23 protein-coding genes are annotated in these 21,767 nt (G+C 66.9%); 18 read left to right on the top strand and 5 right to left on the bottom strand.

Annotated features, from left to right (window positions below; genetic code table 11):
- Window positions 1–426: 426 nt before the first annotated feature.
- The 9 genes from IEY07_RS18420 to IEY07_RS18380 all read left to right on the top strand — a co-directional run bounded on the left by IEY07_RS18420 (window position 427) and on the right by IEY07_RS18380 (window position 10,079).
- Window positions 427–1,515 carry an ABC transporter ATP-binding protein gene (locus tag IEY07_RS18420; protein ID WP_229670297.1) on the top strand — a complete coding sequence of 363 codons (1,089 nt, stop codon included), beginning with the start codon at window positions 427–429 and terminating at the stop codon, window positions 1,513–1,515.
- A 7-nt stretch (window positions 1,516–1,522) separates the two neighbouring features.
- Entirely contained in the window at window positions 1,523–2,632 is a 1,110-nt protein-coding gene (locus IEY07_RS18415; RefSeq protein WP_188896856.1) for an ABC transporter ATP-binding protein, read from the top strand.
- On the top strand, window positions 2,632–3,582 hold the full coding sequence (locus IEY07_RS18410) for an ABC transporter permease (RefSeq protein WP_188896855.1): 951 nt from the start codon (window positions 2,632–2,634) through the stop codon (window positions 3,580–3,582). The genes IEY07_RS18415 and IEY07_RS18410 overlap by 1 nt, the downstream gene beginning before the upstream one ends.
- Before the next feature lie 36 nt (window positions 3,583–3,618).
- Entirely contained in the window at window positions 3,619–4,542 is a 924-nt protein-coding gene (gene opp4C, locus IEY07_RS18405; RefSeq protein ID WP_188896854.1) for an oligopeptide ABC transporter permease, read from the top strand.
- 112 nt (window positions 4,543–4,654) lie between these two features.
- Complete coding sequence (locus IEY07_RS18400; RefSeq protein WP_188896853.1) at window positions 4,655–6,325, top strand: ABC transporter substrate-binding protein; 1,671 nt, start codon at window positions 4,655–4,657, stop codon at window positions 6,323–6,325.
- Between the two features lie 34 nt (window positions 6,326–6,359).
- Window positions 6,360–7,574, top strand: a complete 1,215-nt coding sequence (locus IEY07_RS18395; protein WP_188896852.1) for a M20 metallopeptidase family protein — start codon at window positions 6,360–6,362, stop codon at window positions 7,572–7,574.
- Between the two features lie 33 nt (window positions 7,575–7,607).
- Entirely contained in the window at window positions 7,608–8,837 is a 1,230-nt protein-coding gene (locus IEY07_RS18390; protein WP_188896851.1) for a metal-dependent hydrolase family protein, read from the top strand.
- Window positions 8,838–8,889: 52 nt separating this feature from the next.
- Window positions 8,890–9,657 (top strand): DUF4097 family beta strand repeat-containing protein, encoded by a 768-nt coding sequence (locus IEY07_RS18385; protein ID WP_188896850.1) that lies wholly within the window; start codon window positions 8,890–8,892, stop codon window positions 9,655–9,657.
- Window positions 9,657–10,079: a DUF2089 domain-containing protein gene (locus IEY07_RS18380; protein WP_188896849.1), complete on the top strand. Its 423-nt coding sequence runs from the start codon at window positions 9,657–9,659 to the stop codon at window positions 10,077–10,079. Before IEY07_RS18385 ends, IEY07_RS18380 begins: the two co-directional genes overlap by 1 nt.
- 21 nt (window positions 10,080–10,100) lie before the next feature.
- On the opposite strand, the gene IEY07_RS18375 is transcribed toward IEY07_RS18380, so the two are convergent.
- Window positions 10,101–10,628 carry a DUF402 domain-containing protein gene (locus IEY07_RS18375; RefSeq protein WP_188896848.1) on the bottom strand — a complete coding sequence of 176 codons (528 nt, stop codon included), beginning with the start codon at window positions 10,626–10,628 and terminating at the stop codon, window positions 10,101–10,103.
- A gap of 95 nt (window positions 10,629–10,723) precedes the next feature.
- Here IEY07_RS18375 and IEY07_RS18370 point away from each other — a divergent pair, with 95 nt between their 5' ends.
- The 3 genes from IEY07_RS18370 (at window position 10,724) to IEY07_RS18360 (ending at window position 14,057) form a co-directional block, all read left to right on the top strand.
- Window positions 10,724–12,139 (top strand): polysaccharide pyruvyl transferase family protein, encoded by a 1,416-nt coding sequence (locus tag IEY07_RS18370; RefSeq protein WP_188896847.1) that lies wholly within the window; start codon window positions 10,724–10,726, stop codon window positions 12,137–12,139.
- 72 nt (window positions 12,140–12,211) lie between these two features.
- On the top strand, window positions 12,212–13,000 hold the full coding sequence (locus IEY07_RS18365) for an SGNH/GDSL hydrolase family protein (protein ID WP_188896846.1): 789 nt from the start codon (window positions 12,212–12,214) through the stop codon (window positions 12,998–13,000).
- A gap of 88 nt (window positions 13,001–13,088) precedes the next feature.
- Complete coding sequence (locus IEY07_RS18360) at window positions 13,089–14,057, top strand: BadF/BadG/BcrA/BcrD ATPase family protein (protein ID WP_229670295.1); 969 nt, start codon at window positions 13,089–13,091, stop codon at window positions 14,055–14,057.
- A 24-nt stretch (window positions 14,058–14,081) separates the two neighbouring features.
- Here the strand turns inward: IEY07_RS18360 and IEY07_RS18355 are convergent, their stop codons facing one another.
- Window positions 14,082–14,777: a hypothetical protein gene (locus IEY07_RS18355; RefSeq protein WP_188896845.1), complete on the bottom strand. Its 696-nt coding sequence runs from the start codon at window positions 14,775–14,777 to the stop codon at window positions 14,082–14,084.
- 177 nt (window positions 14,778–14,954) lie between these two features.
- Between IEY07_RS18355 and aat the strand changes: the two genes are divergently transcribed.
- Entirely contained in the window at window positions 14,955–15,650 is a 696-nt protein-coding gene (aat, locus tag IEY07_RS18350; RefSeq protein ID WP_229670294.1) for a leucyl/phenylalanyl-tRNA--protein transferase, read from the top strand.
- A 108-nt stretch (window positions 15,651–15,758) separates the two neighbouring features.
- A complete protein-coding gene (locus IEY07_RS18345) occupies window positions 15,759–16,757 on the top strand; it encodes a DMT family transporter (protein WP_229670292.1) in 999 nt (332 codons plus the stop codon).
- Here the strand turns inward: IEY07_RS18345 and IEY07_RS18340 are convergent.
- Window positions 16,713–17,558 carry a helix-turn-helix transcriptional regulator gene (locus IEY07_RS18340; protein ID WP_188896843.1) on the bottom strand — a complete coding sequence of 282 codons (846 nt, stop codon included), beginning with the start codon at window positions 17,556–17,558 and terminating at the stop codon, window positions 16,713–16,715. The two genes, IEY07_RS18345 and IEY07_RS18340, sit on opposite strands and share 45 nt — an antisense overlap.
- Window positions 17,559–17,670: 112 nt before the next feature.
- Between IEY07_RS18340 and IEY07_RS18335 the strand changes: the two genes are divergently transcribed.
- Window positions 17,671–18,354 carry an SDR family NAD(P)-dependent oxidoreductase gene (locus IEY07_RS18335; protein WP_188896842.1) on the top strand — a complete coding sequence of 228 codons (684 nt, stop codon included), beginning with the start codon at window positions 17,671–17,673 and terminating at the stop codon, window positions 18,352–18,354.
- Here IEY07_RS18335 and IEY07_RS18330 read toward each other — a convergent pair whose 3' ends face one another.
- Window positions 18,355–18,825: an NUDIX domain-containing protein gene (locus tag IEY07_RS18330; RefSeq protein WP_188896841.1), complete on the bottom strand. Its 471-nt coding sequence runs from the start codon at window positions 18,823–18,825 to the stop codon at window positions 18,355–18,357.
- Between the two features lie 22 nt (window positions 18,826–18,847).
- On the opposite strand from IEY07_RS18330, the gene IEY07_RS18325 reads away from it, so the two are divergent.
- On the top strand, window positions 18,848–19,711 hold the full coding sequence (locus IEY07_RS18325) for an Fpg/Nei family DNA glycosylase (RefSeq protein ID WP_188896840.1): 864 nt from the start codon (window positions 18,848–18,850) through the stop codon (window positions 19,709–19,711).
- Window positions 19,712–19,780: 69 nt separating this feature from the next.
- On the top strand, window positions 19,781–20,089 hold the full coding sequence (locus IEY07_RS18320) for a rhodanese-like domain-containing protein (protein WP_229670290.1): 309 nt from the start codon (window positions 19,781–19,783) through the stop codon (window positions 20,087–20,089).
- A gap of 26 nt (window positions 20,090–20,115) precedes the next feature.
- On the opposite strand, the gene IEY07_RS18315 is transcribed toward IEY07_RS18320, so the two are convergent.
- Window positions 20,116–20,745 (bottom strand): LysE/ArgO family amino acid transporter, encoded by a 630-nt coding sequence (locus IEY07_RS18315; protein WP_229670288.1) that lies wholly within the window; start codon window positions 20,743–20,745, stop codon window positions 20,116–20,118.
- Window positions 20,746–20,825: 80 nt separating this feature from the next.
- Between IEY07_RS18315 and IEY07_RS18310 the strand changes: the two genes are divergently transcribed.
- Entirely contained in the window at window positions 20,826–21,746 is a 921-nt protein-coding gene (locus tag IEY07_RS18310; protein WP_188896838.1) for a LysR family transcriptional regulator ArgP, read from the top strand.
- Window positions 21,747–21,767: the final 21 nt, after the last annotated feature.

Here is a 21,767-nt window from a genome sequence, read left to right as displayed (position 1 = left end):
TGCCGAAGACGTGCGACACACCTATACCGATGACTTGAGACACCCCATTCCGATGTCCCGAGCCAGAACACCTCCTCGCGCACGCGATCTATGTCTCGTCGGCATTTTGTCGCTGCCGCGATCTTGGCATTGAAGCTGAGTTCCGGGGGACGACCCCACGGTTGCGGCCTCGTACGGCCGGTTCTTCCGGCGAAGTCGTGACAACCAGAGTTTCGTGGCCCGATCGGCTCGGATTCGGCGGCGAAATCGTGACAACGCGACTTTGCGGCTTCGCGCGGACGAGCTCGCACGGGCGGTGGCAGCCCCGGCGTGGCGGAGTTACCGAGGCGGCCAAGGTTTTGGGCATGTTTGGTCTCGTTCAAATCTTGGGCGTGGATTCGCGTGCCTAACACGCATGACACGGCGCTGTAACAGCACGATGGTGAGATGCACGTCATGACAGAGCTGCTCGAGGTGCAAAACCTGCGCACCGAGTTCGCCACGGACGACGGTGCGGTGACGTCGGTCGACAACGTGAGCTTCAGTGTGCGCCCTGGGGAGACTGTCGGCCTGGTCGGAGAGTCGGGCAGCGGCAAGTCGGTGACGGCGTTGTCGATCATGCGGCTGCTCAAGGAGAACGGCCGGGTGACCGAGGGTTCGATCATGTTCGATGGCAAGGACCTGCTGGGTCTGCCGGAATCGCAGATGCGCAAGGTCCGCGGCAACGCGATCTCGATGATCTTCCAGGAGCCGATGACCTCGCTGAACCCGGTGCTGAAGGTCGGTGAGCAGCTCGCGGAGACGATGGTGCTGCACCTCGGACTGTCCCGGTCCGAGGCCTGGTCGCGGGCCGTCGAGCTTCTTGATCACGTCGGGATCCCCCGGCCCAAGGACATTGCCGCGGACTATCCGCATCGGCTGTCCGGAGGCATGCGACAGCGCGCCATGATCGCGATGGCGCTCAGCTGTCATCCGAAGTTGATCATCGCCGACGAGCCGACCACGGCCCTGGACGTGACGATCCAGGCCCAGATCCTGAAGCTGATGCGGCAGCTGAGCACCGAATCCGACACGGCGATGATCCTGATCACTCACGACCTCGGCGTGATTGCCGAGATGGCGGACAAGGTGGTCGTGATGTATGCCGGCCAGGTGGTCGAGGAGGCGGACGTCTACACCCTCTTCGAGCAGCCGAAACACCCCTACACACAGGGATTACTGGGCTCGATCCCGCAGATCTCCGCACCAGCGTCGGGGCGGGGCTCGGATCGGCTGCACTCGATCCCCGGCTCCGTCCCGAGCCTGCTCGAGATGCCGACCGGTTGCCGGTTCGCCGCGCGTTGCCCGGAGCGGATGCCCACCTGCGACGACCCGGTGGAGCTGCTTGCGCTCGGCCCGACGTCCAGCGGCTCGGTGCCGGGTGTCCGTGGTGGTCATCAGGTCCGGTGCGTGCTCTACGAGGAGGGCCGCGGCCCGACCGATCAGCCCGCCGAAGCTGTGTCCGCCGGCGTTGCCTCCGACAGGACGAAGGGGTGATCCGATCATGACCGCTGCCAAGATCGAGAACGCGACCGCGGATGACCGGCGGCCACTGCTCGAGGTGGTCGACCTCCGCCTGCACTACCCGATCAAGCGCGGTGTGATCTCTCGGACCGTGGGACATGTCAAGGCCGTCGACGGCGTCAGTTTCAGCGTCTATCCCGGCGAGACGCTCGGCATCGTCGGCGAATCCGGCTGCGGCAAGTCCAGCGCCGGCCGTTCGATCATTCGCCTGGAGACGCCGACCTCGGGTTCGGTGATCTTCGACGGGGACGACATCTCCCGGGCCGGTGAACGCAGTCTGCGGCGGGTGCGGTCGGAGTTGCAGATGGTCTTCCAGGACCCGTACGCCTCCCTCAACCCGCAACTGCGGATCGGCGACCTGCTGGCCGAACCGCTGATCGCTCATCACAAATGCTCCCGCGCCGAGGCCAAGCAGCGGGTCCGGGAGATCCTGACCACGGTCGGCCTCAACGACCAGTACGTCAATCGCTACCCGCACGAGTTGTCTGGCGGTCAGCGGCAGCGGGTCGGCATCGCACGGGCGCTGATGCTGGAACCGAAGTTGATCGTCTGTGACGAGCCGGTCTCGGCCCTCGATGTGTCGATCCAGGCCCAGGTGCTCAACCTGCTCAAGGATCTCCAGGAGGACTTCGGACTCACCTACATCTTCATCTCCCACGGCCTGGGAGCGATCAAGTACATCAGCGACCGGATCGCTGTGATGTATCTGGGCAAGATCATGGAACTGGCGCCGACCACCGAGATCTTCAATCGTCCCAGTCACCCCTACACGGAACTGCTGCTGGACGCCTATCCCGAGCCCAATCCCCGGTTGCGGGACCGGGAACGGATGGTGATCGAGGGTGACGTCCCCAGCCCGGCCGATCCGCCCAGTGGCTGCGTCTTCCACACCCGGTGCCCGTACGCCCAGGAGAAGTGCCGGATCGAGGTGCCGCAGCTGGAGTCGATCGATGCGGCCGACAGCGGGCGCGGCGAGGTCGCCTGTCACTTCCCGCTGGACAAGCCGAGCCGGCGTTCGTTCGCAGCCCCGGAGCCGGTGCCCGCGGGCCGCCACTCGGCGAGTGCCACCGCGTCGGGGGAGGGCGCCTGATGATCCCCTACATCATCCGCAGGATCCTGATCGGCATCCCGGTGCTGTGGGGAGTCACGGTGATCAACTTCGTGATCATCAACCTCGCGCCCGGTTCGCCCGCCGATCTCTACCTGACCCCGACCTCGACTCCCAACCAGGTCGCGATGATGCGCCACCAGCTCGGACTGGACCAGCCGATCTGGGTCCGCTACGTCAAATGGCTCGGTCAGCTGGTACACGGCGATCTCGGCTACTCGCTACAGAATCGGATCCCGGTCACCCAGCTCCTGGGCGAGCGGATCCTGCCGACGCTGACACTGATGGGCGCCTCGTTGGTCGTCGCCTACGCCGTGGCGATCCCGTTCGGCATCTTCGTCGCCCGGCGCCGCAACACCGCCGCCGACTACGGCGTGGTCGGGCTGTCCTTCCTCGGCATCTCCGTGCCACACTTCTTCCTCGGCCTGGTGATGATCTACGTCTTCGCCGTCAAGCTGGGCTGGTTCCCGACCGGCAACATCATGACTCTCGGTGGGCCCGGCGGTCTGGTCGACCGGGTGGAGCACCTGGTGTTGCCGACGCTGGTGCTGGCGACGGCGATCTCGGCCAACATGGTCCGCTATGTCCGCTCGTCCATGATCGACGTCCTGGGCGCCGACTACATCCGGACCGCGCGCGCCAAGGGCCTCGGCGACATCATGATCACCAACAAGCATGCCTTGCGCAACGCCCTGACACCGATCGTGACCGTGATCGGCGTTGATCTCTCGGTGCTGCTGGGCGGCGCGATCGTGACCGAGCAGATCTTCCAATGGCAGGGCATCGGACTGCTCACCATCCAGGCGATCCAGGGCCGGGACTATTCGGTGCTGATGGGGATCAACCTGATCGCCGCGCTGGGTGTCTTCGTCGCCAATCTGCTCACCGACATCGCGTACGGGGTTGTCGACCCGCGCGTCAAGTACAGCTAGGAGTCCCATGGTCGCAGTGATAGCGAGGAGGTTGCGATGACCGCCACAGCAGCGCCCGGCGACGCCGGCATCAACGCCGCACCGGACACCGTCGACACCACCCGTCCCGCCGGTCGGGCCGAGTCGGCCCTCCGCCGGGTCGTCCGCCGCTATCTGAAGCATCGGATGGCCGTCGTCGGGCTGGTCGTCTTCGTGCTGTTGATCCTGATGGCGATCTTCGCGCCGCTGATCGCGCCCATGAGTCCGTACAAGATCTTTCCCGAGTACGACGCGGCACCGGGTGCGGGCCACATCCTCGGTACCGACTCCACCGGTCGCGATGTGCTGAGCCGGTTGATCTATGCCTCCCGGGTCTCGCTGACCGTCGGGGTCGGCGCCGTCCTGGTCTACGTGATCATCGGCGTCACGCTCGGACTGCTCGCCGGCTACTACGGCCGCTGGGTCGACCAGATCGTCATGCGGATCACCGACATGTTCATGTCCTTCCCGTACTTCATGCTGATCCTGGTCCTGGTCAGCGTGATCGGTCCGAGCCTGCTCAACATCACCGCCGTGATCGGCTTCATGGCCTGGCCCCCGGTCGCGCGGTTGGTCCGCGGGCAGGTGCTGACGATCAAGGAGAGCGACTACGTCCGGGCCGGCGTCTCGCTCGGTTACCAGGCTCCACGAATCCTGTTCCGGCACATCCTGCCCAACACGCTGTCCCCGATCGTGGTCAACGCCACCTTCGGTGTCGCCCAGGCGATCATCCTCGAATCCGGCCTGAGCTTCCTCGGGTTGGGCGTCCGGCCACCGGCGGCGAGCTGGGGCAACATGCTGACCCAGGCCCAGTCGATCACCGTCCTTGCCGACCAATGGTGGATGTGGGTGCCGCCCGGGCTGATGATCCTGATCGCGGTGTTGGCGATCAACTTCGTCGGGGACGGCCTTCGCGATGCCCTCGAGGCGCGACAGGGCTGATCCGGATCCGTACAACTGAACAACAAGTGAAGAAGGCGAAGGACGTAACCATCACCAGGCCCGGGTGCCCTGCCACCCGGGAAACCCGAAGCCAGACAGAGAGATGATGCCGATGAGTACATCAGCACAAGCCAGCCGAGCCTTCGGTCGGACCGGCGTACGCGTCCTGCGCGCCGCGGGAGTACTGCTCACGGCGGCCGCCGTGACGACAGCGACCGCGTGTGGCGGGACGAAGGGCGGTGTCGCGACCACCTCCGGCAAGACCAACATCATCCAGATGGGCACCATCAACCCGCCGTCGGGCTTCAACCCGATCAACCAGTCCGACGTCGGCGGCCAGTGGGCACTCGGCTTCGAGTTGGACACGCTGCTCGTCCAGCCCAACGCTCTGGACTTCCAGCCGAAGCTCGCGAACTCCTTCGAGACCACCGATGATCAGAATTTCACGATCAAGCTCAACCCGAAGGCGACCTGGTCCGACGGCAAGCCGGTGACCGCCCAGGATGTCGTCTTCACCCTCAACCTGATCGCCAATCCCGACTCGGCCACCGCCTACGGCGGTGATATCGCCACCTTCAAGGGGGTTGACCCGGTCACCGGCAAGCTCCCCAAAGGACAGACCAAGATCCCCGGCCTGACCGCAGTCGACGACCACACGGTGAAGTTCCAGACGGCGACCAAGGTCGACCCGAATCTTGTGAAGGAACTGGTCGGCACCAAGATCCTGATCATCCCCGAGCATGTGCTCTCCACCATCAAGCCGGCCGACTTCGCCAACAGCGACTATGCCAAGAGCCCGACGGTGACCGACGGCCCGTACAAGCTGACCAAGTACACCGCCAACGTCAGCATCGAATTCACCGCCAACGAGAAGTACTACCTCGGCGCGCCGAAGATCAAGACCTTCATCCAGAAGATCATGCCGGCCTCCGATCTCGCCGGGGAGCTGCAGACCAACACCATCCAGGCCAACTCCTCCGGCGGCATCGGCAACATCCCGATCCAGGACCTGAAGACGGTCAAGGCGATGAAGAACGTCACCACCACGGTCAGCCCGACGATCGGCTTCCAGACGATCCTGTTCAACACCAAGGTCTTCAAGTCGGTGAAGATGCGCCAGGGGCTGGCCCATGCGATCAACCGGCCGCAGATGATCTCGCAGCTGCTCAAGGGCAACGGGCAGATCATCGACGGTCCGTACACCAGCCAGAGTCCCTATCTGGACAAGAGCCTGAAGGTAACCTCCTACGATCCGGCCCTGGCCAAGAAGCTGATCAAGGAGTCCGGTTGGGACATGAATACCAAGATCAAATTCCTCATTCCGACCGGCAACCAGATCCGCGAGGAGGCCGGCGACATCATGGCGCAGAACTTCAAGGACATCGGCTTGAACGTGCAGGTGACCAAGTACGACTTCCCGACCGTGCTGTCGATGGAGCAGAAGGGCAACTACGATCTCGGGCTGCTCGGCCTGACCTTCAACGTCGATCCCGACGTGACCAGCCTGTACGCCTCGACCGGCTCCTTCAACTTCACCGGCTACGATGATCCCGAGTCGGACAAGCTGCTGAAAGAAGGCAAGACGGAGCCCGATCCCAACAAGCGCAAGGCCATCTATGCCAAGCTGCAGAAGATCTGGCAGCAGGACATGCCGCTGTTGAGCACCTACTCCGACGACAACATCTCGGCCAAGAGCAAGTCGCTCAAGGTCGGTGGTGCGACGCCGTTCTGGTACGGCACCACCGCGAATCTGCAGGATTGGGAGTTCTCCGGTGCCCAGTGATCAACTCAGCGACCTACACCCGAGTGAGCAGCCGATGATCGACTTCGGAATCGAAGCGGCCAAGATCCACCAGGACCTGATCGACCTGCGGCGGGAGCTGCATCAGATCCCCGAGCGCGGCAACGAGCTGCCCAAGACGCAGGCCCGGGTGCTGCAGGCTCTGGAGGGTCTGCCGCTGGAGATCACCACCGGCAGTGCCGTGACCTCGGTCGTCGCGGTCCTGCGGGGTCGTGGTGACCTTCCGGCGGGCAGCCCGCGCCCGACCGTGCTGCTGCGGGGCGACATGGACGCCTTGCCGGTCATCGAGGAGACCGGGCTGGACTTCGCGTCCACCAACGGCTTCATGCACGCCTGTGGTCATGACCTGCACACCTCCGGGCTGGTCGGCGCGGCACGGCTGCTGAGCGCGCATGTCGACGAGCTGCCGGGCGACGTGATCTTCATGTTCCAGCCGGGTGAGGAAGGTCCAGGCGGTGCCGCGCCGATGATCGCCGAGGGCGTCCTGGACGTCACCGGTCGCCGGGCGGACGCGGCGTACGGGATCCACGTCTTCTCCTCCGAGGAAGCCGGCGTCTTCTCGCTCCGGCCGAACACGCTGATGGCCGGCTGTGGTGATCTCGATGTCACCGTACGAGGTCGTGGCGGTCATGGCTCGCAGCCCTCCAACAGCGTCGATCCGGTGCCGGTCGCGGCCGAGATCGTGTTGGCGCTGCAGACCTACGTGACACGCCGGGTGAGTGTCTTCGATCCGGTGGTGGTCACGGTCGGCGTGTTGAATGCGGGGACTGCGCTCAACATCATCCCGGACACCGCCCATCTGCAGGCGTCGGTCCGGGTGCTGTCGAAGGCCTCCGGCGAGCAGGTCAGCAAGGATCTGCCGGCGCTGGTCGAGACCATCGCCGCCGCCCACGGCTGCACGGTCGACGTCTCCTTCGACATGTTGTATCCGGCCACCATCAACGACCCGGACGAGACGGCGTACGTCGTCAAGGAGTTGACCGGGCTGTACGGCGCCGACCGGGTGGTGATCCGGCCGGAGCCGTTGATGGGCTCGGAGGACTTCTCGTTCGTCCTGGACGAGGTGCCCGGGGCGTACATGTTCCTCGGGGCCCATCCCGGCCCGGTCGGGGAGAATCCGCCGTCCAACCACTCGGCCAGAGCGGCGTTCGACGACGCCGTGCTGGCCGACGAGGCGACGGCACTGGCGCACCTGGCCTACGCCAAGATCACCACGCTCGCGAACCAGTAACGCGGGAACGGGTCAACAGAGAGGCACAGGGCCATGCCGGCCGAGATCTTCAGCAATGCCAGGGTTTTCGACGGAGAGACCTTCATCGACAAGCCGGTCGATGTGGTTGTGGACGACCGGAGATTCGTCGAGATCGGACCGGGCCTGGCCGGTCAGGAGCGCTACGGCGCCGCGGTTGTTCACGATCTTGCCGGCAAGACCCTGTTGCCCGGCCTGTTCGACTGTCACGTGCACGTGATGATGTCGATGGCCGGCGGTGTGGAGCGCTACACCAAGCCCTACTCGATGCAGTACTACGAGTCGGTCAACAACCTGACAGCAACGCTGCAGGCCGGCATCACCACCGTCCGGGAGGCCAGCGGTGCCGACCTCGGCACCAAGACCGCTGTCGAGACCGGCGTGATTCCCGGCCCGCGGATGAAGATCGCGGTCACCATGCTCTCCCAGACCGGTGGTCACGGCGACGGCTGGCTGCCGTCGGGGATCGATGCCGGCTTCGCCAAGGAGACCGCCGGGCGGCCGAACGGGATCTGTGACGGCGTCGAGGAGGTGCGCAAGACCGTACGCAGGGTGCTGCGGGCCGGTGCCGATCAGATCAAGATCAGTTCCACCGGTGGCGTGCTCTCCCATACCGACGATCCGCGGCACACCCAATTCACCCAGGAGGAGATCGCGGTCATCGTCGGTGAGGCGGAGCACCAGGACACCTATGTGATGGCGCATGCCCAGGGCGCGCCCGGGATCAAGAACGCCCTGCGGGCCGGTGTCCGGTCCATCGAGCACGGCATCTTTCTCGACGACGAATGCATCCAGTTGATGTTGGACAAGGACGCGTTCCTGGTGCCGACCCTGGTCGCGCCGATCGCGGTGATCAGGAACGCCGAACGGGGGATCCAGGTGCCGCAGCGATTGATCGACAAGGCGCGCAGTGTCTCCGAAGCTCATCGGGAGGCATTCGCCCGGGCGGTCGACGCGGGGGTCCGGATCGCAATGGGCACCGACTCGGGCGTCGGCCGCCATGGCGAGAATCTCGAGGAACTGGTGTTGATGGCCGACGGCGGCATGTCGCTGGAGGAGGTGCTCGCCGCAACGACGTCTCAGGCCGCGGAGCTGATGTTCCTCGATGACACCCTCGGCAAGATCGCGCCCGGTCATCTGGCCGATCTGGTGGTGCTCGACGGCGAACTGACCAGCGCCAGGCAACTCGGCTCCCTGCAGAAGATGATCGACGAGGTGTGGAAGAACGGCACCCGAGTGATCTGACCGTAGGCCAGCATCTCTTGACAATCTGACAATCACGAGTTCTCATATTGGCATGTCGCAAACGCATTCCAAGTCAATTCTGGAGCTGGTCGCGTCCGGTGCGATCTCTCCGTCCGAAGCGGCGGTACTACTGGACGCGCTGCCGGCCGACACTGGCCCCGACGAATCGGGCCGAGAGGACGAATCGGGACGAGAGGACGAATCGGGACGGGAGTTCGGCGATGACGATGCCGAGCCGACGACCGTGCTCGCCGGCATCCAGCACTCCGACACCGAGCCCACGCGGGTGATCACGGGTGAGCCGGCCACGCTGCAGTCGGTCCGGATCCCGATCGAGGTCAGCGTCCACGGGGGGCCGATCGAGTTGGTCTGTGAGCCGGGCACAACGGTCCCGCACGCCGACGGCCCGGCCCACGTCGCGGTCGACGGCGATCGGCAATCGGGCTTCCGCCTGCACGGCAGTCTCGGCGACGACTCGGTCATCGGGCTGCCGGCGGCGGTCGACCTCCGCCTGGAAGCCAACGGGACCGACTTCACGCTGACCGGGATCGACGGCACCGTGCGGGCTGAGCTCAATGTCGGCGACGTCGCCATCGACGGGCGCTTCTCCGACGGCGAGTCACGGCTCGAGGCCAACGCCGGCAACATCGACCTCCGCCTCCAGCCCGGCTCTGACGTGGAGGTGATCGCCCGGACGGCGGCGATGATCAACGCCGACGGTCTCGAGCACACCGGTCGTGGACGCTGGTCCGTCGGAAGCGGAACGGGCAAGTTCGAGATCACCGGCAACCTGGGCTCGATCACGATCACCGCCCTGTGATGGCCGCCCATGATCACGCCGGCCGGGAATCGGCACCGGTGGCGTACCCACAGCCGAAGGCCTGCCCGACCTGCAACCAGGCGCTCACGGTCACGGCGCTGTCCTGCGAGCACTGCGGCACCGAGGTTCACGGACATTTCCGGCGCTGCGAATTCTGCGGGCTCGACGACGACGAACGCGGTCTGCTGCGGGTCTTTCTCGCCACCCGCGGCAACATCAAGGAGATCGAGCGCTACCTCGGCGTCAGCTATCCGACCGCCCGGGCCCGGGTCGACGGCCTGATCGCGGCTGTCGGGGCGACGGACGCGGGGCAGGCCGAGGCATCGGGAAGCGATCCGACCGAGCGCCGCGAGGTGCTCGCCCGCGTCGCGGCGGGAACCCTCGATGTCGGCGTCGCTCTCGATCTGCTGGCCAGGATGTGATCCGGCATCCCGGCGGCTGCGTCAGGGCCTGAGCTCGGCCAGCCGGTCGAACCAGCGGTCGGCGGTCTGGTCGAACGGCGGCTCCTCGCCGATCACCGCCGCCAGCAACTCCTTGGCCGCTTGCTCGGTCAGAGTGACGACGTCGGGCGGATACCCGAAGAGCTCCCGGTGCTCGGCGAATTCGTCCTCGTCGTCGATGAACGGATCACGCCCGTCCCGCGGCACGACGACGTCAAGATCCATGTCGATGGTCCGCAGCACGGTGTCCTGCCAGGTCGGCACGGTGGTCAGGTCGATGTAGATCCGCAGCCGGTGGCCGGGCGCGTTGAAGGTCACCAGCCAGGGCTTTCCGTCGGTCGGCATCAGCGTCAGCCAGGTGCTGGTGTCGACGAAACTGCGACCCGGCCGGGCCATCAGGGTCCCGGCGGGATGCCCGATCCAGTCCCCGTGCTCGTCGGAGCCGAGATAGCGGCCGTCGTAGGCCCAATGCTCCCGGCCATCCCACTTGGTGAATTCCACCCGCACCGGCTGTCCAGCCCGCAGAACCATGGTGACAGTCTTCCAGATCGACAGGTCTGAGATGGGTCGGTGTGGCGGCCCGACGATGTTCTCGAATCAGAATCCTGGCCGTTACTCTGTGGGCAATGTCTCGCATCCTGCTTCGGTCCGCCAAGGACCCGTTCCTGCCCGTGTCGCCCGAGGCGTCGTTAGCGCGGAACGTCTTCGCCAGTAACAGCGGGAACATGCTCTTCACCCAAGCGACCCACCAGCTGCTGTCGGTCCCGGGCACCGAGGTCGTCGCCGACGGCTACGTGGCGGACCGCAACGATCTCGGTCCGGAGACGATCGCCAAGATCAACGCCGAATTCGACGCGTACGTCATCCCGCTGGCGAATGCCTTCCGGCCAGCGTTCAAACGCCAGCTGAAGCGACTCACCAACGTCATCCGGCAGCTCGACATCCCCGTTGTGATCGTCGGTGTCGGCGCCCAGACCAACTCGCGCGCGACCGAACTGCCCGAGGAGATCCGGGAAACGGTCTCCGACTTCGTCGGCGCCGTGCTGGACAAGTCGGCCAAGGTCGGCGTCCGCGGCGACATCACCCGGCGATGCCTTGCCGCGCTGGGTTTCGGCGACGAGCATGTCGAGGTGATCGGCTGCCCGTCGCTCTACGCACCGGGCCGGGACCTGACCGTCGACAAGAATGATCACGGGCTCTCAGCGGACAGCCTGATCGCGGCGAATCTGACACTGTCCCAGGTCAACGCCGCCAAGATCATCAACCGGGCGGTCGACCGCTACCCGGGGATGGTCTACATCCCGCAGACGATCAACGAGCTGCGGATGCTGTTGTGGGGCATACCGCTGCCCCAGCCGCTGGACGACAGCATGCCGGCCACTCTTGATCATCCGCTCTACCGGCAGGGCCGGGTGCGGTTCTTCCTGGATCCGATCCGCTGGCACCAGTTCCTGGCCGAGCGACAGTTCGCCTTCGGCACCAGGATCCACGGCAACATCGCCGCGCTCAGCGTCGGAACTCCCGCCTACCTGCTGGCCTTCGACTCCCGGACCACCGAGCTGGCCGATTATCACGCGATCCCGTACGCCTCAGCCCACCGGATCGCCCCGGACACCGACCCGGCCGAGTTGTACGACCGGGCGGATTTCACCGAATTCAACGCCCGGCACCCGGAGAACTTCGACCGCTTCGCCGGCTTCCTGGACAAGAACGGGCTGACCCACACCTATCAGCCGGGGCAGGAGAATCCACAGTTCCGGGAGCGGCTCGCCGCCGCCGGGTTACCGGCAGGAGTCCGACCGCTCTTCGGCGGCGGCGACGAGGCGATCGAGCAACTGCTCGGGCGACTGCGGTGGCTCTATCAGGGAGAGGACATCGACCGGGCCCGCGAAGCCGGAGCGTACGAGCCGATGCCCTTCGGTAGATTGCCGGAACCCAAGCCGGCGAAGATATCCGCACCGACGCCTGCCGCGCCGACGCCGCCACTGCATCGGCGGCTGACCAAACGCGCCCGCAGGCTGGCTCGACGATTGCGTTCCTGATCATCCCCGCGCAGCGATCGGCGTCACCCGACCCGGCTCCGAGCTCTTGAGCGGCGGGTGCAGAATCGATTCGTGAGGAGTTTCCATCGCTTTGTGGCGATCGGGGATTCGGCCACGGAGGGACTTCAGGACATCGATGAGAAGGGCTCCTACCGCGGCTGGGCCGACCGCCTTGCCGAACATATCGCCGCCGCCCAGGACGAACGGCTGGAGTATGCCAACCTTGCGGTCCGCAGTCTCCGGTTGAACGAGATCAGACGTACCCAGTTCGACCGTGCGCTGGCGCTCGAGCCGGACCTGATGAGCATCGTCGGCGGTGTCAACGACGTCATCGCGCCGCGGCCGGACTTCGGGCGGATCGCCGCTGATTTCGAGTCGATGTTCACCGAGGCCACCGCACGCGGGATCACGGTTTTCACCTTCCTGATGCCGGATCCGAGCTTCCTGAATCCGCTGGGTCGCTATGTCAAGGAGAGGGCCGCGATCCTGGCCGACATCACCCGGGCGGCAGCCGAGAGCGCCGGCGTCCTGGTGCTCGACCTGTCGGAGTATCCGGTCGCCTCCGATCCGAGGCTGTGGTACGAGGACCGACTGCACGGCAATTGGCTCGGCCACCAGCGGATGGCCGAGGCCTTCGCCGACCTGCTGGGCTACCCCGGTTTCGAGCACTGGCCCGAGCCGATCGGCGGTGCGCCCCGGCGGGTGCACTCGCTGGAGAAGATCGGCGCCGACATCGACTGGGCCGTGCACTGGCTGGGTCCGTGGCTCGGCCGCGGACTGGTGCACATGCCGCACGGACGGGGGATCACCGCCAAGCGTCCGGTGCCCGAGGTCGTCGGACGCCGGGACAGGGTCGCCTGAGTCCGGGTCGCCTGAGTCCGGGTCGCTCCGGCACACCCGCTCCGTACGGCTTGTCCCGTACGGTTTGTCCCGTGATGGGGAACAACCGATGATCTTTCTCGGAGTCGACGGTGGTGGCACCAAGACCGCGTTGTGCCTGGTGACCGGCGAGGGCGAGTTGATCGCCCGGGGCCAAGCGGGTGCCAGCTATCTGGCGGGCCCGCCGGGTGTCGGCCCCGAGCACGTCCGCGGTGTGCTGGCCGAGGCGGTGCCGGCGCTGTGCCGGACGGCCGGGATCACCGCGGACAAGATCGACTTCGGCTTCTTCGGCATCCCGGCCTACGGCGAGCTGAGTGCCGACCGGCCACTGCTGGATGCCGTGCCCCGCGCGATCCTCGGACATGATCGTTACCGGGTCGACAACGATGTGGTGTGCGGCTGGGCCGGGTCGCTGGCGATGGCCGACGGCATCAACGTCGTCGCCGGGACCGGCTCGATCGCGTACGGGCGCAGGGCCGATGTCGGCGCCCGGATCGGTGGCTGGGGCGAACTCTTCGGTGACGAGGGATCCGGTTACTGGATGGCGATCCGCGGCTTACAGGTGTTCTCCCAGATGAGCGACGGCCGGCTGGAGTGGGGGCCATTCGGTGATCTTGTCCGGAACCGGCTCGAACTGCTTGCGGATTTCGACCTCCTCGACATCGTCCAGCACCGCTGGCACTACGACCGGACCAAGATCGCCGCACTGTCCCGCCTGGTGACGGAGGCGGCCGACGCCGGTGACCGGGCCGCGACCAAGATCATCGAGGAGGCCGCAGAGAATCTCGTCCAACACGTGACGGCCGTACGCGATCGGGTCGGCTTCGGGGCCGGGACCCAGGTCCCGGTCTCCTATTCCGGCGGGGTCTTCCGGGCCCCGGCGGTGCTGGCGGCCTTCAGCACGCGGCTGGCTGCGGGGCCGGAGGCGTACGAGCTCAGGAGGCCGCGGTTCGAGCCGGTGATCGGCGCCGCGCTGTTCGCCGCAGGACTGGCGGGCTCGCCGCTCGACCGGCGTGCACTGGACCGGCTCGGCCCCTGACCAGGCAGCCGGTGGCGGGCGACCCTAGGACTGCAGCGCGCGGCGCTGAACCAGCTCACCCTTGGTGAATTGCCCCAGGTGATAGGTTGCCATCCCGTCCAGGACGGCGCCGACACCGCCGCCGACCAGCGGGATCCGGCGGGTGATCATCAGCGGCAGGTGCTTGCCGCCGACCCGGGCGAGCAGATCGGCGAAGGCGATCTCGGCCACCCGGGCATCCAGGTCGGGATCGAAGACCGGTGCGGTCGCCACGGCCATCGGCGTGGTCGGCAGCTTGCCGGTGGCGATCCGCCGACCGAGCTGTTCCCCGCCGATCAGGCACATCACCAGGGCCGTACGGACCCGGCGGTCGTTGATGTCGTAGCCCCGCAGATGGGCGATCGCGGCGATCATCCGGACCTGGACGACCGCCACTCCGGCGAGATTGGCCGGGATCAGCACGGGCGCAGTCGCCAGTCCGCCGATGTTGGTCACGAACCCCTGGGCTGTGCCCAGCCGGATGTGACTGTCGATGACCGACTCGATCGCGTCGTCGACCGATCCGCCGGCGCGCTCCAGGTGTTTGGCCGCCGACACCCTGGCTCCCGGCAGTCGTCCGGTGCCGTCGATGGCCACCTCGACGATGCGCCGCAGCGCCGTACCAGCGACCTGGGGGCCGCTGGCGGTGACCGGCTGCAGGCGTCGCGCGACCGCACGGCCGACATCCCTGGCTGTCGCCATCGCTTCCAACCTCTCCGAGCCAACCCTGCGCCGCCGGCCCACCCGGCTGCGCCCAGCGTACGTGGCGGCCGGCCCGATCCGGACCCGTCGGCCGCAAGAGCGGGGATAGGCCGGGGTGGACCGGGGTGGTGGATGCGGGTGCGGCCGACGGTGGATCGGCGTGCCAGACTCGGGACCGTGGTCGATCGGTCAGGTGTCTTCCCCGGAGCGTCCGCGGTCTTCGGACCGCCGTCGCGGTGGCCGGACAGTGACCTGATCGGGATGAGCGAGGATTTCACCCCGGAATTCGCCATCGCCGGCTACCGGTCCGGCGTCTTCCCGATGCCACAGCACGGATTCCGCGGCCGGGAGCTGACGGGCTGGTATTCGCCGCTGGATCGCGGCATCCTGCCGCTGGACGGTCTGCGGGTCACCCGGTCGCTGCGCAAGATGATCAAGCGCTACACGATCACCGTCGACACCGCCTTCGACGAGGTGATCCGTCGCTGCGGCGACCCGCGCCGCCCGGGCGGCTGGATCGACGACCGGATCCTCGACGTCTACACCGCCTTGCACGAGGCGGGCATCGTGCACTCGGTCGAGGCCAGGACCGACGACGGCCGGCTCGCGGGTGGTCTCTACGGCGTGAGCATCGGCGGACTGTTCGCCGGCGAGTCGATGTTCCACGATCCGGTGATCGGCCGGGATGCGTCCAAGGCCGCACTCGTCGCGTTGGTGGGCATCCTGGGAGCCGATGGTCAGCAACGGCTGCTGGATGTGCAGTGGCAAACCCCGCACCTGGCCAGTCTCGGCGTGATCGAGATCGACCGCGAGGAGTATTTGCGTCGATTGTCGGTCGCGCTGCAGCTGCCGCCGCCGGTCTTCGGGAGCTGACCGTGCATTCTGCCGGTCCAGTCGCACGCAGCGGGCCGTTTCGGGCACGATTCGTCCGTCTGGACGACGAAAATACTCACCCACGCACCGTGTGATTGACTCGGCCGCGTGCAGACTGCAGTCGTGCCGACGCGCCGCCGGGTCATCGGGATGGTGCTGGCATTCATCGCCGGTGGGTTGGTCGCTGTCCAGTCCCGGATCAACGGCGAACTAGGCACCAGACTGGGCGACGGCATCGTCGCGGCATTGATCAGCTTCGGCAGCGGGCTGATCATCCTGATGATCGTGCTGGCCTGCAGCCGCACGACCCGGAGCCGGATCGCTCACGTGCGGTCAGGCGTCCGGGACCGCCGGCTGGTCTGGTGGCAGCTGATGGGCGGCCTCTCCGGAGCGTTCCTCGTGGTGTCGCAGGGGATCACGGTCACGGCGATCGGTGTCGCGATGTTCACCGTGGCCGCAGTGGGCGGGCAGCTGGTCAGCAGTCTGGTGGTCGACCGTGCCGGGCTCGGTCCCGCCGGCCGTTCGCCGGTGACGGCCAATCGGGCGATCGGGGCCGCGGTGGCGCTGGTCGCGGTGTTGGTGGCGAGTGCAGGAGGCCTGAGCGGCGGCCCGGGGGTGTACGCCTTGGCGCTGCTCCCGGCGATCGCAGGGTTCGGAACCGCTTGGCAGCAGGCGGTGAACGGCCGGGTCGGCATGCTCGGCGGGCCGATCATCGCCGCTTCGATCAACTTCGTCGTCGGTACGGCGGCGCTCGTCGTTGCGGCGGCGGTCAGCCTGCTGATCCGCGGCGTGCCGCATCGGTTGCCATCGGAACCCTGGCTCTACATCGGTGGTTCGCTCGGCGTGCTGTTCATCGGCTCTGCGGCGGTGATCGTCCGCTGGGTCGGGGTGCTGCTGCTCGGTATGACCTCGATCGCCGGGCAGCTGACGACTGCCGTCCTGATCGAAGTGGTGGCGCCGACCGGCGCCGGACTGGGGTTGATCAAGGTGCTGGGCTGCGCATTGACGCTGGTCGGCGTGGTGATCGCGGTCCGGCCGCGCCGGCGGAGCCGTACGGTCGCCTCAGTCGACGAGCGACTGGGTGCCGAGGACGATCGCCAGCGCTAGCCGCTCGGCGTCCTCGCTGCCCGGTTCTGCTGTGTAGACCATGATCCGAAGATCATCGCGGGCCACCACCAGGGTGTCGCAGTCCAGGGTCATCCGGCCGACCTCCGGATGATCGATGATCTTGTGCCGGGAACGATCATGGTCCGTCGCGGGGTCGGCGTTCTCCCACAGCTCGATGAAGTCCGGGCACTGGGCACGGAGATCGGTGATCAGTCGCTGCAGTCTCGGGTCGGACGGATACCGGGACGCGGTCAGTCGCAGATCGGCCACCAGCCCCGCATGGAACTCCTGCAGCTCCTCCGGCGTGTGCACCACCCTGGTGTTCAGACCCGACAGGTTGCGCCAGACCCCGTTGCGTTCCAGACTCCGCCAAGTCGAGGTCTCACCCATCACCGAGTCGTATGGCGTGTTGGCCGTCAGCAGGGTCCAGGTCGCGTCGTACACGGCCACCGGGGTGTTGGACAACCGGTCCAGTAGTCGTTGCACGCTTGGCGTGATCCGGGTCGGCACGACGCCCGGGCCCGGTGCGGCCAGTCCGGCCAGGTGGAAGAGCTGTTCGCGCTCGTCGTCGCCGAGTCGCAGCGCGCGGGCCAGTGCCTCAACCACCTGGGCCGACGGTGACGTCGCGCGGCCCTGCTCGAGGCGCGTCAGGTAATCGACCGAGATACCGGTCAGGCCGGCGAGTTCCTCGCGGCGCAGGCCCTTGGCGCGACGCCGCGACCCGAGCGAGACGCCGACTGTCTCGGGCGCGATCCGATCACGCCAGCGCCGTACGGCCAGTCCGAACTCCCAGGCATCCACGTCTCCAGTGTGCTCCCGGAGCACCTGCTTGTCGTGGCTCGTCCTGGCCCTGTCAGTCCTAGGAGAAGCCGACGACTTCTTGGGGCCGACAACAGTGCGGACGCTGGATTCCATGACAACAACACTGATCACCGGGGCCAACAAGGGTCTCGGCAAGGAAGCCGCCCGCCAGTTGATCGCCGCCGGGCACACAGTCTACATCGGCTCCCGCGACGCCGACCGCGGTCGCGCCACCGCCGAGGAGCTGGGTGGACGCTTCGTCCAGCTCGATGTCACCGATGACGCGTCCGTCGCCGCAGCCATTGCCCGGATCGAGGCGGACGGCGGTCTGGACGTCTTGATCAACAACGCCGGCATCGGGCTGCTGGCACTCAACGGCCCCGAGGCGTTGCAGGTCTTCGACACCAACGCGGTCAGCGTCGTACGGGTCACCGAGGCTGCGCTGCCGCTGTTGCAGAAGTCCGACAACCCCGTGATCGTCAACGTCTCCAGCGCGCTGGGTTCCTTCTGGGCGGTCACCAATCCGGAGCGGCCGGCCTTCTCCTACCCGGCGATCGTGTACGGCGCCAGCAAGGCTGCGGTCTCGATGCTCACCCTGCAATACGCCAAGCAGTATCCGAACATCAAGATCAACGCGGCCGAGCCCGGCTACACCAACACCGACTTCGGTGGCGGGTCCAACGAGGGTGCACAGCCGGTCGAGGTCGGCGCCAAGGTCATCGCCGAGATGGCCTTGATCGGCAAGGACGGGCCGACCGGCACCTTCCACGAGGAGGGCGGCGAGCTCGGCTGGTGATCACACCAACCGGTACGCCTTCATGATCATCCCGGCTGCCGTCGGCGGCACCAGCGGCAGCCGGGCAAGATCATCGATGCCGATCCACTCCAGCCGGTAGCTGTTCGTCGGACTGTCGCGCTCCGCCTCCGGTCCGGCGAGCCGTGTGGTGCCGGTCGGGTCCTCGATGAGGAAATAGTCATCCGGCCCGGACTCCTCGTCGGCCCGGCCGACCAGTCGGACGCCGCCAGCCTGGAGCGGCGTCTCCTCGGCGAGTTCGCGCCGGCAGGCCTGCTCGGCCGATTCGCCGGCCTCGACGCCGCCGCCGGGCAGGACGTAGTACTCCCGGCCGTCGCGCTGCCGGTGCATCAGCAGCACCCGGTCGTCGCGGATGACGATGCAGCTGGCACGGGCGCGGAGCACGACGACCTCTCGATCCGGATTGCGGGACCTGGCAGATTGCGGCCTGACCGATTCCTGGGAGACTGTCACAGGGTCGCGACATAATGGTGGCATGCCGGAGATGCCGGAGGTCGAGTCCCTGGTCCGCTTCCTGGGTGAGCGGCTGGCGGATCGCGCCTTCGCCCGAGTCGAGCTGGCGGCATTCAGCGCACTCAAAACCTACGATCCGCCGCTGTCGGCGCTGCAGGGCCTTGAGGTCGAATCGGTGCGGCGACACGGCAAATTCATCGACATCGACGCCCAGGGCATCCATTTGATCTTTCATCTGGCCCGGGCGGGCTGGTTGCGGTGGCGCGATGAGATGAGCGACAAGCCGCTGCGGCCGGGCAAGGGGCCGATGGCGCTGCGTGCGGTGTTCGACGACAATTCCGGTTTCGACCTCACCGAAGCCGGCACCCAGCGCAAACTGGCCGTCTACGTGACGACCGATCCGATGCTGGTGCCGCATATCGCCGGTCTCGGCCCGGATCCGCTGGAGGACGGCTTCACCCTCGACACTCTGACGAAGCTTCTCGACGGCGCCGGCCGGGCCCAGCTCAAGGGCGTCCTCAAGGACCAGCGGGTGATCGCCGGCATCGGCAATGCGTACTCCGACGAGATCCTGCACGCCGCGAGGCTGAGTCCGTTCAAGGCGTCCAACAGCCTCACCGAGGACGAGCGGGTGATCCTGTTCACCGCCATGAAGGACGAGCTGGTGGGTGCCATCAAGCGAGCAGAGGGACTGGCAGCCAAGGATCTGAAGGGCGAGAAGAAGTCCGGCCTGCGCGTGCACGGTCGTACCGGCCAGAAATGTCCGGTCTGCTGTGACACGATCGCCGAGGTCTCCTTCGCCGACTCGTCCTTGCAGTACTGCCCGACCTGTCAGACCGGCGGCAAGAAACTCGCCGATCGACGACTCTCACGTTTACTCAAGTAATTGCCCGTTTGTGCCAGTAATTGCCGGGTTCCCCGGCACGCGGCGGGTCCAGCAGCCACAATGGTGCATATGTCCGAACTGCCTGCCATCACCCCGTCCGGTATCGATTCCCTGCCCGGCCCCGAATGGATGCTCCTGGACGTCCGGACCGACGCGGAATGGGCAGACGGCCGGATCGAGGGCTCGATCCACATCCCGCTGGACCAGCTGATGGAGCGTGTCGACGAGGTCAGCGACAAGGTGGTCTGCATCTGTGCGCTCGGCGGCCGGTCGGCCCGCGCGACCGCCTATCTGCTCTCCACCGGGCGCGAGGCGATCAACCTCGACGGCGGGATCGAGGCCTGGGCCGCGGACAACCGCCCGCTGACCAAGGGCTGAGGTCCGAGGCCGAGCCACGTCCCGGTTCAGGCCAGGAGTAGCCGGATCGCTGTGCCGATCATGATCAGCGCGATGATCGAGTCGAGGATCCGCCAGGCCCGCGCTGTCCGCAGGACCGGTCGCAGCAGGCCCGCGCCGAAGCCGAGTGCGGCGAACCAGGCCAGGCTGGCCGCCATGCTGCCTGCCGCGAACCACCAGCGCTCGTCGCCGTGGCTGTTGGCCACCCCACCGATGATCAGCACGGTGTCCAGGTAGACGTGCGGGTTGAGCCAGGTCGGGGCGAGGCAGGTGCCGACTGCAGAGGCGAGTGAGCGCCGGACACCGGTGTCGCCGATCTCCAGGTGCTCCCCGATGATCATCCGGCGGACCGCCATCGCGGCATAACCGAGCAGCACCGCCGCGCCGACGATCCTGATCACCGTCATGGCGGTGGGCGCGTGCGTCACGACTGCGCCGAGTCCTGCAACGCCTGCACTGACCAGCGCCACGTCGGACAGCCAGCAGATCACCACCAGGGCGCGGACGTGGGATCGCAGGATCGCCTGCCGGAGCAGAAAGGCGTTCTGCGCACCGATGGCCACCACCAGCGACATCATCATCCCGAAACCCTGCACGGCGGTGCCGAAGCCCGGGCCGGTGAACTGATCGATTAACACGAGCTCGACGGTAGGTCACCGCCAAGATGCAGACCAGCTAAAGTTTCTGCAGGTACATCAGAGATTCTTAAGGACGGCCCGTGGACCTGCAGATCGACCAGCTGCGGACCCTGGTCGCGGTCGTCGATCACGGCACCCTGGATGCCGCGGCCCGCGAGTTGCAGCTGACACCGTCGGCGATCAGCCAACGGCTGAAAGCCCTCGAGTCGTCGGTAGGCCAGGTCCTGATCCGGCGTACGCGACCGGCCAGGCCGACCGAGGCCGGGCAGGTGATCCTCAGGGTCGCCCGGCAGATGCTGGTGCTCAACGACCACGTCGGCCGGGAACTGGCCGGCACCGAGAGTGCCGGCGTGACGACGATCCCGATCGTGATCAACGGCGACTCGCTCAACACCTGGGCCCTGACTGCTCTGGCTCGTGTCGACCCGGAGCTCAGGGTCGCCTTCGAGGTCCTGAGGGCCGACGAGGCCCATTCGGTCGAACTGCTCCGCAACGGGTCGGTGATGGCCGCCGTGACCTCGGTCGCCGACCCGGTCCCGGGCTGCAGCGTCCGCCGGCTGGGCACGATGGCGTACCGGCCGATGGCCCGGCCGAGTTTCGTCGACCGCTGGTTCGGTGACGGGCCGACGGTGGCGGCACTGAGCGTCGCCCCGGTGGTCGTCTTCGACCGGGACGACACCCTCCAGGACCGCTATCTGCGGCGCCGGACCCGCCGCCGGCTGACGCCGCCACGGCATTTCATCCCGGTCTCCGCCGACTTCGCGCGGGCGATCGCGCTCGGCCTGGGATGGGGGATGATCCCGCCGCAGCAGAGCGCCGAATTCGAGGCCTCCAGCGAGCTGGTCGAATTCGATCCACCGGTCCATGTCGACGTGCCGCTCTACTGGCAGCAGTGGAAGCTGCACACCCCCGTGCTGGACCGGCTCGCGGATGCCATGATCAGCACCGCGGCCCAGGAGTTGACCGTCGCGAGGCCGACACCCGCACGTCGCGGGGCCTGAGCCGATCGTCGATCACCCCGT

Origin of the sequence: Microlunatus endophyticus (genome assembly GCF_014646195.1) — a bacterium.
In the GTDB taxonomy this organism is placed as follows: domain Bacteria; phylum Actinomycetota; class Actinomycetes; order Propionibacteriales; family Propionibacteriaceae; genus Microlunatus; species Microlunatus endophyticus.
This window is presented reverse-complemented; position numbering and strand designations above follow the sequence as displayed.